This is a genomic window from Pseudomonas fluorescens group sp. PF-1 (assembly GCF_054481335.1).
In genome coordinates this window covers 1,650,250-1,664,680 of the sequence record NZ_JBTMNG010000002.1, presented here as the reverse complement: position 1 = coordinate 1,664,680, position 14,431 = coordinate 1,650,250, and the positions used below count along the sequence as shown (strand labels likewise).

The 14,431-nt window shown below is 57.9% G+C and carries 18 protein-coding genes; all 18 read left to right on the top strand.

What is annotated here, in order from left to right; translation table 11 throughout:
* Nucleotides 1-8 precede the first annotated feature (8 nt).
* The 18 genes from ACX3YD_RS22225 to fdxA all read left to right on the top strand — a co-directional run bounded on the left by ACX3YD_RS22225 (nt 9) and on the right by fdxA (nt 14,031).
* Nucleotides 9-767, top strand: a complete 759-nt coding sequence (locus tag ACX3YD_RS22225; RefSeq protein ID WP_458961000.1) for an ERF family protein — start codon at nt 9-11, stop codon at nt 765-767.
* Nucleotides 764-1,531, top strand: a complete 768-nt coding sequence (locus ACX3YD_RS22220; RefSeq protein ID WP_458960999.1) for a lambda exonuclease family protein — start codon at nt 764-766, stop codon at nt 1,529-1,531. Before ACX3YD_RS22225 ends, ACX3YD_RS22220 begins: the two co-directional genes overlap by 4 nt.
* Complete coding sequence (locus ACX3YD_RS22215) at nt 1,528-2,058, top strand: hypothetical protein (RefSeq protein WP_458960998.1); 531 nt, start codon at nt 1,528-1,530, stop codon at nt 2,056-2,058. The genes ACX3YD_RS22220 and ACX3YD_RS22215 overlap by 4 nt, the downstream gene beginning before the upstream one ends.
* Before the next feature lie 81 nt (nt 2,059-2,139).
* On the top strand, nt 2,140-2,451 hold the full coding sequence (locus tag ACX3YD_RS22210; protein WP_458960997.1) for a hypothetical protein: 312 nt from the start codon (nt 2,140-2,142) through the stop codon (nt 2,449-2,451).
* A 22-nt stretch (nt 2,452-2,473) separates the two neighbouring features.
* Nucleotides 2,474-3,073 (top strand): Lcl C-terminal domain-containing protein, encoded by a 600-nt coding sequence (locus ACX3YD_RS22205; protein WP_458960996.1) that lies wholly within the window; start codon nt 2,474-2,476, stop codon nt 3,071-3,073.
* Nucleotides 3,074-3,149: 76 nt separating this feature from the next.
* Nucleotides 3,150-3,770 (top strand): Lcl C-terminal domain-containing protein, encoded by a 621-nt coding sequence (locus tag ACX3YD_RS22200; protein ID WP_458960995.1) that lies wholly within the window; start codon nt 3,150-3,152, stop codon nt 3,768-3,770.
* Between the two features lie 54 nt (nt 3,771-3,824).
* Nucleotides 3,825-4,181 (top strand): four helix bundle protein, encoded by a 357-nt coding sequence (locus ACX3YD_RS22195; protein WP_458960994.1) that lies wholly within the window; start codon nt 3,825-3,827, stop codon nt 4,179-4,181.
* Between the two features lie 211 nt (nt 4,182-4,392).
* Entirely contained in the window at nt 4,393-5,553 is a 1,161-nt protein-coding gene (locus tag ACX3YD_RS22190) for an RNA-directed DNA polymerase (protein ID WP_458960993.1), read from the top strand.
* A gap of 96 nt (nt 5,554-5,649) precedes the next feature.
* A complete protein-coding gene (locus tag ACX3YD_RS22185) occupies nt 5,650-6,201 on the top strand; it encodes an HNH endonuclease (protein ID WP_458960992.1) in 552 nt (183 codons plus the stop codon).
* A complete protein-coding gene (locus tag ACX3YD_RS22180) occupies nt 6,179-6,487 on the top strand; it encodes a helix-turn-helix domain-containing protein (RefSeq protein WP_458960991.1) in 309 nt (102 codons plus the stop codon). Before ACX3YD_RS22185 ends, ACX3YD_RS22180 begins: the two co-directional genes overlap by 23 nt.
* A gap of 88 nt (nt 6,488-6,575) precedes the next feature.
* The gene (locus ACX3YD_RS22175) at nt 6,576-7,250 is read left to right on the top strand and encodes a hypothetical protein (RefSeq protein ID WP_458960990.1); all 675 of its coding nucleotides are present in this window, start codon (nt 6,576-6,578) and stop codon (nt 7,248-7,250) included.
* 199 nt (nt 7,251-7,449) lie between these two features.
* Complete coding sequence (locus ACX3YD_RS22170; protein ID WP_458960989.1) at nt 7,450-7,980, top strand: hypothetical protein; 531 nt, start codon at nt 7,450-7,452, stop codon at nt 7,978-7,980.
* A 49-nt stretch (nt 7,981-8,029) separates the two neighbouring features.
* Nucleotides 8,030-9,238, top strand: coding sequence for a DNA-methyltransferase (locus ACX3YD_RS22165; RefSeq protein WP_458960988.1), 1,209 nt, complete (start codon nt 8,030-8,032; stop codon nt 9,236-9,238).
* A 49-nt stretch (nt 9,239-9,287) separates the two neighbouring features.
* A complete protein-coding gene (locus ACX3YD_RS22160; protein WP_458960987.1) occupies nt 9,288-9,719 on the top strand; it encodes a hypothetical protein in 432 nt (143 codons plus the stop codon).
* Nucleotides 9,720-9,763: 44 nt separating this feature from the next.
* Nucleotides 9,764-9,958, top strand: coding sequence for a DUF4224 domain-containing protein (locus ACX3YD_RS22155; protein ID WP_150743277.1), 195 nt, complete (start codon nt 9,764-9,766; stop codon nt 9,956-9,958).
* 12 nt (nt 9,959-9,970) lie between these two features.
* Nucleotides 9,971-10,948 carry a tyrosine-type recombinase/integrase gene (locus tag ACX3YD_RS22150; RefSeq protein ID WP_458960986.1) on the top strand — a complete coding sequence of 326 codons (978 nt, stop codon included), beginning with the start codon at nt 9,971-9,973 and terminating at the stop codon, nt 10,946-10,948.
* 77 nt (nt 10,949-11,025) lie between these two features.
* Nucleotides 11,026-13,566 (top strand): DNA mismatch repair protein MutS, encoded by a 2,541-nt coding sequence (mutS, locus tag ACX3YD_RS22145; RefSeq protein WP_458962074.1) that lies wholly within the window; start codon nt 11,026-11,028, stop codon nt 13,564-13,566.
* Nucleotides 13,567-13,707: 141 nt separating this feature from the next.
* Nucleotides 13,708-14,031, top strand: coding sequence for a ferredoxin FdxA (fdxA, locus tag ACX3YD_RS22140; protein ID WP_007908827.1), 324 nt, complete (start codon nt 13,708-13,710; stop codon nt 14,029-14,031).
* Nucleotides 14,032-14,431: the final 400 nt, after the last annotated feature.

Genomic DNA, 14,431 nt, shown 5'->3' with positions numbered 1-14,431 from the left:
ACGCAAAAATGGCACAAGACATCATCATGCCGGAGCAGCGGCGCCAGGTTGTGACGCCAATCTCCAGCGATACCAGCATCATGGCAGTGATTAGTCGAGCGGCGGCCGATCCGTCGTGCGATATCGACAAGATGGAGCGACTCCTTCAAATGCACGAACGCATGCAGGCAAAGGACGCTGAGCAAGCATTCAACGCGGCCATGGCAGAGATGCAGTGCAATATCCCCACCGTGTTCGAGGGTGCCGTAAACCTGCACACGGGCAACTCCTACGCCACGCTGGATAACATCACCCACACCTTGAAGCCAATCATGCAGCAGCACGGCTTCGCCATCACCTTCAAGGTCGAAACTGAAGATAAGGTGATCAAGGTCACCGGAATCCTGATGCACCGCGGTGGTCACCGCGAGCAAACCACCATGAGCCTGCCGGTCGATATCGGTAAAGGTCGCAACGAAGTGCAGGCCGTCGGATCTTCCACCACGTACGGCAAGCGCTACGTCATGTGTGCGCTGCTGAACATCACAACGGGCGATATTCGTGACGATGACGGGCAGTCGGCCGACGGATCTGATACGGATGACATTCGTGCCCAGGTCGTCGCGGACATACTCGAGCGTGTCGGGCAAACCACAACGCCGGACGAACTCAAGGACGTCTGGCAGGCAAGCCTGAAAGTTCTGCAAGCATCGGGTGATACCAACGGTTATTCCACAGTGAAGACTGCTGTCACCATCCACAAAGCCAAGCTGGAGGCGCCTCAATGATTATCGTCAATTGCACACAGGGTTCTCCTGAATGGCTGCAAGGCCGTGCCGGGGTCATTACCGCGAGCATGTTCAGCACTGCGCGCTCCAAGGTGAACGGCCTGACTGCCCAGCAACGAACCTACGTAGATGCGATCCTGGCCGGGCACAGCGAGGCCAGAGCCCGGGACCTGGCCGGCTACAAAGCAGGGCCAAAGGCGGAAGTAGTGCAGCGCGCCCTGGACGGCGAGACGGTTGGCGAGCCATCAAATGCCGCCCTCTCCTACGCATTCGAACTAGCCGTAGAACGGATCGGTGGCGCACCGCTCGACGGCGGATTCGAAACATGGCAGATGCGCCGCGGGCACGAACTCGAACCTGAGGCGCGGATGGAGCATGAAATCCAGACCGGCCTTATCGTCACTCAGGTTGGCCTCGTTAAAACTGATGACGAGGCGTTCGGCGCCAGCGCTGACGGTTTTATCGGCGAAGACGGGGGCAGCGAATACAAGTGTTTCCTCGCGCCCGACAAGCTCCGCGCCTTCCACATCGACAACGATGCCAGCGATGTCATCGACCAGGTGCAAGGCTGCATGTGGATCACCGGCCGGAAGTGGTGGCACATCGGGATGTATTGCCCACTGCTGAAACCGGTCGGCCGCCAGCTCTGGCTACAAGAGTTCAAGCGCGATGACGACTACATCGAAAAGCTCGAGGAAGACCTGTGGCAATTCAAGCTGCTGGTCGACGGGTACGAGGCCAAACTGCGGAGCAAAGCAGCATGAGCACCTACATCAGCACTGACTTGAACATGGTCAAGGCGCTTGATCCAGAGCGCCATGAGCTGGCCCTGAAGATGGAAGCATTCTTAAATAAAGGAGGGGCTATTGAGGTGCTTCCCTTTTGGATCTCACCTGGAGAGCCGAAGAAGAGCAACACCATGACGCCGAACTTCCAAAGCTCGGCCGTCAAGGATGCCACTGACAAGCAGGCGGCGCGTATCCGGGAAATGGCAAAAACCATGAATCAGACAGAGATCTGCGAGGCGGAAGGGATACTCCGCGGAGTGCTGCGGGGCATCGGCAGGCGCTACGGTATTGAGTTTCCGGTAGGCGTGAAGAACGCCTTTGCGCCGAACAAGGCCACTCCAGAATCCGAAGCCCTTTGGGTTATCCAGATAAAGGCCTGCATGGCAAAGGGAATCAACCGTAGCCAATGCGCCAAGGCCCTTGGCATCAGTACGACGCTGCTTAGCCGACTCATCAGGGACTACGACATCGACTATCCAAAAATGAAGCCGGCGTTCCGATGAGACGAATCAGCAACCAGGTGCGCCAGCGCCGACGACTGACATGGCTGGATCTGCCAGCCCACAACATCAAAGAGGTGGATCATGGCAGCGGAACAGAAAGCGCGCTCAGCCAAGACGGCACTCAAGCGCAAGGCTCGGGGCGAGGAAGAGATCAGGCTGCATTGCATGGCCGGCACGCGCCAAGCACTTGCTGAGCTGATGGCCTGGAGCGGCATCGAGGAACAGGGCGAGGCGATTACGCTGATGATTCACCATCTTCATGCGTTAGGGCCTCAAAAGTCCGCGCCGCTCCTAACTCCTCCGCGACACGAAATCAAGATCAGCGAAAACGTGTCGGCAAAACTTGAGCTCGCCTACAGTCGCGAAGCTCTCCGAATCTGCAGTGATGAATAACTATCCCCAAAGAGGTCTCACGATGAAACCTGAAATGATCACCCTGAAACACGGCGATACCACCATCAAGATGCCTTCGTCTTCCTTGGCGAAACTTGCAATGGCCAGCGTGTTTGCCCAGGTGCTGCCACCTGCGGCGAATGTTCAGCCGGTTGCAACTGAAGCTCCAGCCCTCGGCGAATACTGGGCCGGCCAAGGCGGTTACAACGGCGGCCTGATCGAAGCTCGCGGCGAAGTACCGGCGCACTACCTGATCATCGCCAAGAAAGACGTCGGCGATCACAAATGGGGCGGACGCGATAAGGAGTCTGCAGCCTTCAGCAAGACAGACGGCATGGCCAACACCTTGGCGCTGATCGCTGAAGGCGATCACCCAGCCGCCAAAGCAGCATCAGCTTATAGCGCCGATGGTCACGCGGACTTCTACCTGCCTGCCTGCGCAGAACTGTATCAGGGATGGCTGAACTGCCCTGAAGTGTTCGCTCAGGACTGCTACTACTGGTCGAGCACGCAGCGCTCCGCCGACGGCGCATTCGGCATGTACTTCGCTGATGGCACTCAGTACAGCCTCGGCAAGTCCGGCGAGCTCCGCGTCCGCCCCGTCCGCAGATTGTTTATTTAATCATTCATTCATTCGTTCTTGATCGGCATCGGGCGCAGCAGCGCCTTTTTTGTTGCCTTCGAAAAGAGGAAAGACCATGTCCACAGTTGAGAAAGCAGCACCAGCAATGATCGTTCCGGAAATCGGCAAATCCTTCGGCGGTGGATTCTTCTCCGGCATTACCCGCGACCCGGACACCGGCAAGCGCTACCTGAACATCACTGCCGGCGCCGCTCACGAACTTGTCGGTGCCTGGGGCGAGTACGGCGAGAAGATCGAAGGTGCCAACAGCTTCACCAACAGCCGGGCGAACACCGAAGCCATGGCGGCGGCTGGCAGCGAACTGGCGCAGCAGGTGCTGTCTCTGGATATCGGCGGCTTCACCGACTGGGCGATCCCGGCGCGCGACGTGCAGGAACTGCAGTACCGCCACTTCAAGCCGACCACCGAAGAGAACTGGGCGGCTCGTCGCGATGGTGACAACCCCAACAGTGAGCCGGTAGGCCTGCTGTACAGCGAAGAGTCACCCGGGCAGACCTCGCTGGCAGCCTTCCAGCAAGGTGGCGCTGAAGCCTTTCGCGACACCTGGTACTGGTCGAGTTCGCAGCGCTCCGCCAACAACGCATTCGTCATGCACTTCGATGATGGCTATCAGGGCAACCACGGCAAGTACGGCGAGCTCCGCGTCCGCCCCGTCCGCAGTCAGCTTATTGATTGATTAGCTTATTTAATCCGGCCGCTCGCGGCCGGTTGCTCTTGGAGAGCAAGCCCCATGGCAATGCACACGGAATTGAGCATCTACAAGGCATCGCTCGGCCTGCTTCAGATGGCCACGAACCTAACTCGCAACATTCCCCGAGATCTCAAGCAGTCTCTCGGGAAGCGCGTCATCGATGAGTGCATCGACGTGCTGATGTTGATTGCCCGTGCCAACTCGACGCGGGATAAGCACCAACATCTGACTTTGCTGGTCGAGAAGGTCCAGGTGATCGAGTTCCTGATGCGGCTTTTCAAGGAGAGCCGGTTTATCAGTGTCGGGCAGCACGCCACCGCGATAGAGATCACAACCTCAATCGGCAAGCAGGCCAATGCCTGGAAACGCTCCACCCCAACCGCGCCCGCCACCTGAGAGTCACGGCTTTCAGGTCTGTGCGAATTGAATCTGGTCGTGCCGCTGACCTCTAGGTCACCGCCATGCGCATCAGAGATACCGACGGTCTAAAGCGTCCGTGCAGGTCTCGCGCAGTTTCCTTGCTGATCGGCTCTGCCTTCGGCTTGGCGACGTAGATAGCACGACAGGTCGCAGCGCTCCGCCAACAACGCATTCAACATGAACTTCGATGATGGCAATCAGAACAACAACGACAAGAACAACGAGCTCCGCGTCCGCCCCGTCCGCAGATTCGACTGTTGGTCCCTACCCGTTCAGCGAGCTTGTTCAGGCCTATTACGATTGCCGCCGCACGAAGCGCAACAGTGCGAGTGCATTGGCTTTCGAAATAGATCTGGAAAAGAACCTGATCGATCTACACGACGACCTGCTCGCCGGCACCTACCGGCCAGGCCGTTCTATTTGCTTCGTGGTCACCCGGCCGAAAGCCCGCGAGGTTTGGGCGGCAGCCTTCCGGGACCGCGTCGTCCACCACCTGCTTTACAACCGTGTGGCACCGCGCTTCTACGCCAGCTTCATAGCGGACAGTTGCGCATGCATTCCCGGGCGCGGCACCTTGTACGCCGCCACTCGGCTTGAGGCGAAGATCCGCAGCGCCAGCCAGAACTGGTCGAAGCCGGTCTTCTACCTGAAGTGCGACCTGGCCAACTTCTTCGTCGCAATCGACAAGCAGGTCCTGCGTCGGCAGTTGGCTGCGAAGATTCCCGAGCCGTGGTGGTTGGCACTAGCCGAACAGACACTGATGCACGACCCTCGCGAAGATTACGAGGTGCGCAGCCCGGCCCACTTGTTCAACCGGGTGCCGCAGCACAAACGTCTGACAGCTCAACCTGCTCACCTTGGCCTTCCGATCGGCAACCTGTCATCGCAGTTCTTCGCGAACGTCTACCTCGACGCGCTGGACCAGTTCGCCAAGCACAAGCTCGGCGCCAAGCATTACGTCCGCTACGTCGATGATTTCGTGTTCTTGCATGAGTCGCCGCAGCAGCTAAACGCCTGGTTGGCCGAGGTCGAAGCATTCCTGCCAGCCCTCGGAGCCAAGCTCAACCCCGCGAAGACCATCCTGCAGCCGGTCGACCGCGGCGTCGACTTCGTTGGACACGTCATCAAGCCGTGGCGGCGAACCACCCGCAAGCGATCACTGGCCCAGGCACTGAAGCGAACCGCCGCGGCGCCGGCCGAGGACCTACGCGAAACCGCTAACAGTTATTTCGGCCTGCTCAGCCAGGCCAGCCACAGCGAAAAAGACCGGGCCGCACTGGCTCGCGTCGTGTTGAAGCGCGGCAACAGCGTCAACGGCTCGCTGACAAAAACCTATCCGAAGAAATAACCCCACTTCCCCTCACCCGCCACCGGGAGGCCCTATGTTATCCAAAGGAAAGCTCAAGGCTGGCTATTTGGAGCTGGAGTTAATCGGAGTAGTCAAATGAAACCACAACTTACTTTCGAACAAATTAACTCCAATTTTTCTTATGATCCCGAAACTGGAGATGTTAGCTGGAAGTTGCAAGATGGAAATAAACAACGTGAACAGGCTTCGCGTGAAGGCAGGCAGGCCGGGACATATGACGGTAGATATCGATATGTAACATTCAAACATAACGGGCATATCTACATGCTCAGACACCACCGTATAGCTTGGATGCTGATGACCGGAGAGTGGCCGAAAGGCACTGTCGATCATAAAGATTGTGACAAGTTGAATAATAGCTGGCTGAATCTTAGACAATGCACTCAATCACAAAATGGAGCGAACAAAAAGGCATACGGGAAATCTGGATTCAAAGGAGTATCGCAGACGCCGCATTCAACTAAATGGCGGGCCCAGCTTGGATTTAAAGGCAAGACAATATGCCTTGGTTCATTCGAAACAAAAGAAGATGCCCATGCCGCCTATTGCATTGCAGCAGAACAACTGCATGGGAAATTCGCATATCACCTATCGAGGCCAGACCATGACAGCCAAGTTATCGCCTGACTCGATCGGGCTGATCTTCACGATGCACGCGGCAGGGCATCCGACGGCACACATCGCCGACGCAGCTGGGTGTTCCTGTGCGACGGTCGTGCGCTACCTCAATGCCGCGGGGATCGTCATCGGCAACAAAGGCAAGCCCCGACAGTGCACGGACGACTACATCGCTCTGGCACTGGACATGCGCGCCTCCGGATCTACCTGGAACGACGTGCAGAAGCGAATCGGCTTCCACCGGGAGACGTTTCAAAGTCACCTGCGCGCTATGAGGGCTCAATCATGCTCATGAACTTCATCACTGGCTGGGCGCTGCTGTCGTGCATCGCAGTCGCCCTCGCCTGCTGCCTGTTTCATAACGGACTATCGGAGGATTTGGAATGAGTGAAGTAAAGCGATATAGCCATATTGCATATTTGGTTACCGCTACAGATCGAATGCTAGAGCTATATCCGGATATGAAAGTGTATGTCTTGGCTTCGGACTTCGATTCCGTAAGACACGATCTTTCTGAAATGACTGACAACTACAATATTGTAGTGCGCCAGAAGATGGAATTTGCAAAGGACCGAGACGCCGCCCAATCCGAGTTGGCTGCCTTGCGGGAAGAGCTGGCGGCAAGTCAGAGCAGACATGATCGGATTGAATTAGCGCTGAATGGATCGATGAAAGCGCTGACTCTCGTAGACAACATGTGGAAAAAGCGCTGGCTTGATAAAACCGGCGAGCCGGCGATGGCGCTGATTGTCGATGATGAGTTCAAGGCCTTATTCGAAGAGATAAAAGGGCTCAAGCACAGCCTTGCAGCCGCTGAGCAGCGGAATGCGGAGCTTTGCCAAACTCTAAAATCGGCGGTAGGTCGAGCCGCCAAGAAGTGGTTTTACGAATCCTTTGACGATGAACTTCTGGAGCTTATGCAGAAGGCGGGTCTTATCGAACAAGCTGAGGGGTTCAGCCTTTCAGTCATCGCAACGCTTCAGCTCGACGTTGAAACTGCAATCGACGCCGCACTTCAACCCACCGAATCGGGAGCAAGCGAATGTTCGGGAAGTTGAAATGCTGGTTAAGAAGACGCCATACATATTTTCCAGCATACATGGAGCGGCAGGCATTCACAGTTGGAAGGCATCCAAAAAGTGCTGGAAAGACCTTCCAATACGAATGCGAAACTTGCGGAGCCAAGACGGGCTGGCTTCCAAAAAGCAGGCAGGCTAAGTGGGAACTTGAAAATAATCCAACCTGGGGCAATAAGCCATGACCAAAGATAAAACCGTAACCATGTCGCGGGAGCTGGCTGAACTTGAGTTCTCTGCATTTTGGGAGCAGCACAAACTAGATCTTCTTGAAAGGAAAATAGGCAGAAGCGATTGCAAGTCGATATGGCTTAATGCTCGCAAGATCGCCGCCCCTGTCGTCGAGCGCCAAGAGCCGGTGGCATGGCGTCATACGATGCACTACGAGAATAGGTGCGGACACCGTTTTGTATTGACCGACTCCGCAGAAAGTCCATTCGGAAAACCCGATGTTGACTACGACAAATTATTCCGCGTGACTTGCGAACCATTGTTCACCTCGCCGCCCGCGCCGGTAGCTGTGGTGCTGCCGAAACCGGTCGTGTGGCGTATTCCGATTTCTGGTGATTGGTTCTATGGAACAAAAGAGCAGTGTGAACGCGAATACGCGGAGTACACGGCTGATTTCACTACTGAGGATTTCGATGAGGACGGCCCGTTTAGACCTGAACCGCTCGCCTGCCTCGACAAGGTCAAGGAGCTGAATCAATGATCGCCCTCGCCTGGTTCGCCTACGTGTACTGCTACAAGGCGCCGCGGTGATGAGCAGCTACCAAATCATGATTGGCGACTGCCTCGAGCTGCTCAGGCAAATTGCCGACAACAGCGTCGACAGTGTCGTGACAGACCCGCCCTATGGCCTGTCTTTCATGGGAAAGAAGTGGGATTACGACGTGCCGGCGGTTGAGGTTTGGGCGGAATGCCTGCGAGTACTCAAGCCGGGCGGCCATCTTCTGGCGTTCGCCGGCACCCGCACTCAGCACCGGATGGCTGCGCGCATCGAGGACGCCGGATTCGAGATCCGCGACATGATTGCCTGGGTGTACGGTTCCGGCTTCCCGAAGTCGCACAACCTCGACGGGGAGCAAGAAGGCTGGGGCACGGCGCTGAAGCCAGCGCTGGAGCCAATCACCGTGGCGCGAAAGCCCTTCGCCGGGACGGTTGCTGCAAACGTCCAGGCCCACGGCACGGGCGCTTTGAACATTGACGGGTGCCGCGTGCGCGCAATCGACGCAGAGGCCCTAGCAAAGAACTGGGCCAGGCTGACCACCGTTGACATGCGCGGCGGGAACTACGTCGGGGGCAAGTCGGGAACAATACCCCGGACGGCCAAGGCTTCGGATCTCGGGCGGTGGCCGGCAAACCTGATTCACGACGGAAGCGCAGAGGTCATCGCCGCATTTCCGGATGCGCCAGGGCAACTCGCCGCAGCCAGCACCAGCGATACGCAGCGCGCCGGGCAGAACTGCTACGGAAACATGAAGCGCGGGCGAGGTGCTGAAGCGAGCGCAGACAGCGCGAATTCTGGAATCGTCGGCTTTCAGATGAAGCCCGGGGCTCGTCGCCTGGATAGCGGGAGCGCCGCCCGCTTCTTCTACTGCGCGAAAACCAGCCGGACGGATAGGCATGAGGGTCTGACCAACCCCGGGCCACAGTTCAAGCAGAACAACACCCTCCGCAAGGTGCAAACCACAGAAACGACGGGCAACAACCATCCCACGGTCAAGCCCACCGACCTGATGGCCTATCTGCTGCGCCTGGTTACCCCTGCCGGCGGCCTGGCACTGGATCCTTTTATGGGGTCCGGCAGCACCGGCAAGGCGGCGATGCGGGAAGGCTTCCGATTCATCGGCTGCGAAATTGACGAGCAGTACGCCGCGATCGCGAGGTCTCGAATCGAATACGAAATCACCCGCCTACAAGAGCTGGCAGTCGAATCAGATCAGCTCGATCTCTTCGGCACAGCTTAACCCCAACCCCACTCACAGCCTGCCGGTGAACGGCGGGCGAGGAATTCGCATGTCTGAGAAAACTGTTAAAGCCATCATGGAACAAGCCCAGGTATTCGCCAGCAGTTGGTCAATGGTTGGTGGCCCGTTCGCCGCCGACGACCAGCTCGAGCGCGCAGAAGAAGAAAAGGAGGAACTGAAGAAGCTGGTTACCGGCGCGCTGGAGGGGTCGGTCAGCGCTCCGCAAGACGTCGGCGAAATGATCGAATCGTTACTGGCGTGGCACAAGCGCCAGGCCAACCAGTTGGAAATGATCAGCGACAACTCAAAGGAAGGCGTGACTCTTCAGCTCGGTACTGATGACCCTGTCGAGATTGTTCTCACAAAAGACATGGCGAAGGGGCTGCGCATCGGTCTTGTCCTGGCTCTGGAGCGCCTGGGCAAGCTTCCTATCAGCGTCAGCCATGACGGTGATGACGACCCCGATTTCGACGACGAATAACCCCTCCCCACCTTCTGCCGCCACGCGCGGCATGGAGCATCATCATGTTTCTGACCGCTGAAGAAGTGGCCGAACTCACCGGCTACACGAAGCCTGGCGCCCAGATCAAATGGCTCCAGGCGGAAAAATACGGGTTCGCCATCGATGGATACGGCAAGCCCAAGGTACTGCGCCAGGTTGTCATCGGGCGCCTGGGTGGTATTCAATCGAAGAAAGGCCCCGAACTCCGGCTCGCATAAGGAAGGCAGAGAATGCGCCCTCGCAAGAAAGACCGGCACCTGCCGGCGTGCATGTACCAGAAGCACGGGGCTTACTACCTGGTGCGAAAAGGAAAGTGGCTGCGCTTGGGCACGGACTTCCAGGACTCTCTGGTCGCCTACGCCAAAGCGATCGACAAAGGCAATCAGGGCGGCATGGGCAAGTTAATCGACGATGCCCTGGCTGCCATGGCGCCGAAGCTTTCCGCCAATACCGTCAAGCAATACGAAGCAGCCGCGGTCAGGCTCAAGGAGGCGTTCGCCGACTTCGAGCCGCGCGAGGTGCTGCCCCGCCACGTAGCCGCGCTGAAAATGCACATGGCCAGCACGCCAAACATGTCGAACAGGGTGATTTCTTTTCTGAGGATGGTTTTCGTATACGCCTTGGAGAGCCAGTTGGTGGACTCAAACCCTTGCACAGGGATCCGGCGGCATACGGAGAACAGGCGCGATCGGTACGTATCCGACGCTGAGTTCGCAAGGATCTGCGAGAAGGCGAGCCCGAACATGCGGGTCATCTATGAGATGTGCTACCTGACGGGCCAGCGGATCAGCGACGTGCTGTCCATCCACCTTTCAGATATCAGTGAGGAAGGTATTGCGTTCAAGCAGCAGAAGACCGGCGCCCGACTCATCGTTCGCATGAGTCCGGATCTCGAAGCCCTGGTCGCGCGCATCAAGGCGCTGCCACGAACGATCCGTGGACTGACGTTGTTCTGCTCGCCGCGAGGCGGGAAGCCGGTTCACTACAGCTCGGTGAAGGATGCCTTCAAGCGCAACTGCGAGGCTGCCGGGGTCGTCGGTGCAACGCTGCACGACCTCAGGGCGAAGTCTCTGACCGACACCGACAAGCAGGGCAACAACGCCCAAAAGCTCGGCGGCCACACCGACGCCAAGATGACGGCCCGCTATCTGCGCTTGCGAGAAACGGACATCGCTGAGCCGCCTACAATGCCGAAAAAATCCCTGTAGTATTAGACAATTGCCCCGTGTCAAATAGACAGACTGAGCCGAATCCTTTGAATATCGACGTTTCCAGCCACACCCCAATGATGCAGCAGTACTGGCGCCTGAAGAACCAGCACCCTGATCAGTTGATGTTCTACCGCATGGGCGACTTCTACGAGATCTTCTACGAAGACGCGAAGAAGGCCGCCAAGTTGCTGGACATCACCCTCACTGCCCGTGGGCAGTCGGCCGGGCAAGCGATTCCGATGTGCGGTATTCCTTACCACGCGGCCGAAGGCTATTTGGCGAAACTGGTGAAGCTTGGCGAGTCGGTGGTGATCTGTGAACAGGTTGGCGACCCGGCGACCAGCAAAGGGCCGGTGGATCGCCAAGTGGTGCGGATCATCACGCCGGGGACAGTGAGCGATGAGGCGTTGCTGGACGAGCGCCGGGACAACCTGATCGCCGCTGTATTGGGTGACGAGCGTCTGTTCGGCTTGGCGGTGCTGGACATCACCAGCGGCAACTTCAGCGTGCTGGAAATCAAAGGTTGGGAAAACCTGCTGGCGGAACTCGAACGGGTCAATCCGGTGGAGCTTCTGATCCCGGATGACTGGCCGAAAGACCTGCCGGCGGAAAAACGCCGTGGGGTGCGTCGCCGCGCACCGTGGGATTTCGAGCGCGATTCGGCACTGAAAAGTCTTTGCCAGCAATTCGCTACCCAAGACCTGAAAGGCTTTGGTTGCGAAAACCTGACCCTGGCCATTGGCGCCGCCGGTTGCCTGCTGGCTTACGCGAAAGAAACCCAACGCACCGCATTGCCTCACTTGCGCAGCTTGCGTCATGAACGCCTGGACGACACTGTCGTACTCGACGGCGCGAGCCGCCGCAACCTGGAGCTGGATACCAACCTGGCCGGCGGCCGTGACAACACACTGCAGTCGGTGGTCGACCGTTGCCAGACGGCCATGGGCAGTCGTCTTCTGACCCGCTGGCTGAACCGTCCTCTGCGCGATCTGACCGTATTGCTGGCTCGCCAGACATCGATCACCTGCCTGCTCGATGGCTACCGATTCGAGAAGCTGCAACCGCAGCTCAAGGAAATCGGTGACATCGAACGAATTCTCGCGCGAATCGGCCTGCGCAATGCTCGCCCCCGCGATCTCGCACGCCTGCGTGACGCCCTCGGTGCACTGCCGGCACTGCAAGTGGCGATGACTGAGCTCGAAGCCCCGCACATTATTCAACTGGCCAGGACCACCAGCACCTACCCCGAACTGGCGGCGCTGCTGGATAAAGCCATCATCGACAATCCACCGGCGGTGATCCGTGACGGCGGCGTGTTGAAGACCGGTTACGACAGTGAACTCGACGAACTGCAATCGCTCAGCGAAAACGCCGGGCAGTTCCTGATTGACCTCGAAGCCCGAGAAAAAGCCCGCACCGGCCTCTCGCACCTGAAGGTTGGCTACAACCGCATTCACGGTTACTTCATCGAACTGCCAAGCAAGCAGGCCGAATCAGCACCGGCTGACTACATCCGCCGCCAGACGCTCAAAGGCGCCGAACGCTTCATCACACCAGAACTGAAGGCCTTCGAAGACAAGGCGCTGTCGGCCAAGAGCCGTGCCCTTGCCCGGGAAAAAATGCTCTACGAAGCGCTACTGGAAGATTTGATCGCACAGTTGCCACCGCTGCAGGACACCGCTGCGGCGCTAGCCGAGCTAGACGTTCTGAGCAACCTGGCCGAGCGTGCGCTGAACCTCGACCTGAACTGCCCACGCTTCGTCAGCGAGCCGTGCATGCGCATCACGCAGGGCCGTCACCCGGTAGTCGAACAAGTCCTGACCACCCCGTTCGTCGCCAACGACCTGAACCTGGACGACAGCACGCGGATGCTGGTGATTACCGGTCCGAACATGGGCGGTAAATCCACCTACATGCGGCAAACCGCGCTGATCGTGCTGTTGGCACACATCGGCAGCTTCGTACCGGCGGCCAGTTGCGAGCTGTCCCTGGTCGACCGGATCTTCACCCGGATCGGCTCCAGTGATGACCTGGCCGGCGGGCGCTCGACCTTCATGGTCGAAATGAGCGAAACCGCCAACATCCTGCACAACGCCACCGAGCGCAGCCTGGTGCTGATGGACGAAGTCGGACGCGGCACCAGTACATTCGACGGTCTGTCCCTGGCGTGGGCGGCAGCGGAGCGCCTGGCGCATTTGCGGGCTTACACGCTGTTCGCCACCCACTACTTTGAGTTGACGGTCCTGCCGGAAGCCCAACCGCTGGTGGCCAACGTGCACCTCAATGCCACCGAGCACAACGAGCGCATCGTGTTCCTGCACCACGTTCTGCCAGGGCCTGCCAGCCAAAGCTACGGCCTGGCTGTTGCGCAGCTGGCCGGCGTCCCAAGCGAAGTGATTGTGCGTGCCCGCGAACATTTAAGCCGACTGGAAGATACCGCCCTGCCTCACGAGGCGCCCAAGCCAGTCAAAGGCAAACCGGCCGCGCCACAGCAAAGCGATATGTTCGCCAGCCTGCCACATCCCGTGCTGGATGAACTCGCCAAACTCGACCTGGACGACATGACACCACGTCGTGCACTCGAAATGCTCTATACACTGAAGACACGGATCTAACGCATAGGCTTGCAAGCTGTTAGAATCTCGCGCGGTTTGGGATGCTGCTGGCTATAGCCTGGCCTGCAGACTATCGCTCCCGAACCTTGCGACCCCCACGTGAAGGGGCGCAGCAAGCCGCGCCTGAGGAGAAAATTAGAAATGACCTTCGTCGTCACCGACAACTGCATCAAGTGCAAGTACACCGACTGCGTAGAAGTGTGTCCGGTGGACTGCTTTTACGAAGGCCCGAATTTCCTGGTGATTCACCCGGATGAGTGCATCGACTGCGCACTGTGCGAACCAGAATGCCCTGCCGTGGCCATCTTCTCCGAAGATGAAGTCCCGGAGGAGATGCAGGAGTTCATTCAGCTCAACGTTGAGCTGGCTGAAATCTGGCCCAACATCACCGAAAAGAAAGAATCGTTGCCCGATGCCGAAGAGTGGGATGGTGTCAAAGGCAAGATCAAAGATCTCGAACGCTGATTTTACCCGCGCTCACGAAAAGGCCCCTTGCGGGCCTTTTTGCTTTTTCATGGGCAAAAAAAGGGGCGGTTTGACCCGCCCGCATTTTTTCCCTATTCCCTTTGTTCCTTTTCATCGTCCTGATGAATCGCTTCCTGCGATGTCCCTTCCCTTCGTCCTTGAAGGGTGTGTCTGTCCGTCGACACAACCCGAATACTAGAGCGTTCCGTGGCAAGAGCAATCGGGGCCTGGCTCCCCAACCGCTTGTCACACGCCGTAAATGTATAAAAATTTACTTATTTTTCAGTTAGATAAACTTCTCGCCTGAAATTCTGAGCAACTATCACCCTGTAAAAATAACGAACACTTACGAAAGAGTAAGCGAAGACTTACAACGCGAGACTACGAACCAGATGAGCAC

Excerpts from the sequence above, each read along its gene's own strand:
- ACX3YD_RS22170 (WP_458960989.1), top strand. The coding sequence starts at position 7,450 with ATGACCAAAGATAAAACCGTAACCATGTCGCGGGAGCTGGCTGAACTT.
- fdxA (WP_007908827.1), top strand. The coding sequence starts at position 13,708 with ATGACCTTCGTCGTCACCGACAACTGCATCAAGTGCAAGTACACCGAC.
- ACX3YD_RS22190 (WP_458960993.1), top strand. The coding sequence starts at position 4,393 with ATGATGGCAATCAGAACAACAACGACAAGAACAACGAGCTCCGCGTCC.
- mutS (WP_458962074.1), top strand. The coding sequence starts at position 11,026 with ATGATGCAGCAGTACTGGCGCCTGAAGAACCAGCACCCTGATCAGTTG.
- ACX3YD_RS22160 (WP_458960987.1), top strand. The coding sequence starts at position 9,288 with ATGTCTGAGAAAACTGTTAAAGCCATCATGGAACAAGCCCAGGTATTC.
- ACX3YD_RS22175 (WP_458960990.1), top strand. The coding sequence starts at position 6,576 with ATGAGTGAAGTAAAGCGATATAGCCATATTGCATATTTGGTTACCGCT.
- ACX3YD_RS22205 (WP_458960996.1), top strand. The coding sequence starts at position 2,474 with ATGAAACCTGAAATGATCACCCTGAAACACGGCGATACCACCATCAAG.
- ACX3YD_RS22225 (WP_458961000.1), top strand. The coding sequence starts at position 9 with ATGGCACAAGACATCATCATGCCGGAGCAGCGGCGCCAGGTTGTGACG.
- ACX3YD_RS22210 (WP_458960997.1), top strand. The coding sequence starts at position 2,140 with ATGGCAGCGGAACAGAAAGCGCGCTCAGCCAAGACGGCACTCAAGCGC.
- ACX3YD_RS22195 (WP_458960994.1), top strand. The coding sequence starts at position 3,825 with ATGGCAATGCACACGGAATTGAGCATCTACAAGGCATCGCTCGGCCTG.
- ACX3YD_RS22215 (WP_458960998.1), top strand. The coding sequence starts at position 1,528 with ATGAGCACCTACATCAGCACTGACTTGAACATGGTCAAGGCGCTTGAT.
- ACX3YD_RS22185 (WP_458960992.1), top strand. The coding sequence starts at position 5,650 with ATGAAACCACAACTTACTTTCGAACAAATTAACTCCAATTTTTCTTAT.
- ACX3YD_RS22150 (WP_458960986.1), top strand. The coding sequence starts at position 9,971 with ATGCGCCCTCGCAAGAAAGACCGGCACCTGCCGGCGTGCATGTACCAG.
- ACX3YD_RS22200 (WP_458960995.1), top strand. The coding sequence starts at position 3,150 with ATGTCCACAGTTGAGAAAGCAGCACCAGCAATGATCGTTCCGGAAATC.
- ACX3YD_RS22155 (WP_150743277.1), top strand. The coding sequence starts at position 9,764 with ATGTTTCTGACCGCTGAAGAAGTGGCCGAACTCACCGGCTACACGAAG.
- ACX3YD_RS22165 (WP_458960988.1), top strand. The coding sequence starts at position 8,030 with ATGAGCAGCTACCAAATCATGATTGGCGACTGCCTCGAGCTGCTCAGG.
- ACX3YD_RS22180 (WP_458960991.1), top strand. The coding sequence starts at position 6,179 with ATGACAGCCAAGTTATCGCCTGACTCGATCGGGCTGATCTTCACGATG.
- ACX3YD_RS22220 (WP_458960999.1), top strand. The coding sequence starts at position 764 with ATGATTATCGTCAATTGCACACAGGGTTCTCCTGAATGGCTGCAAGGC.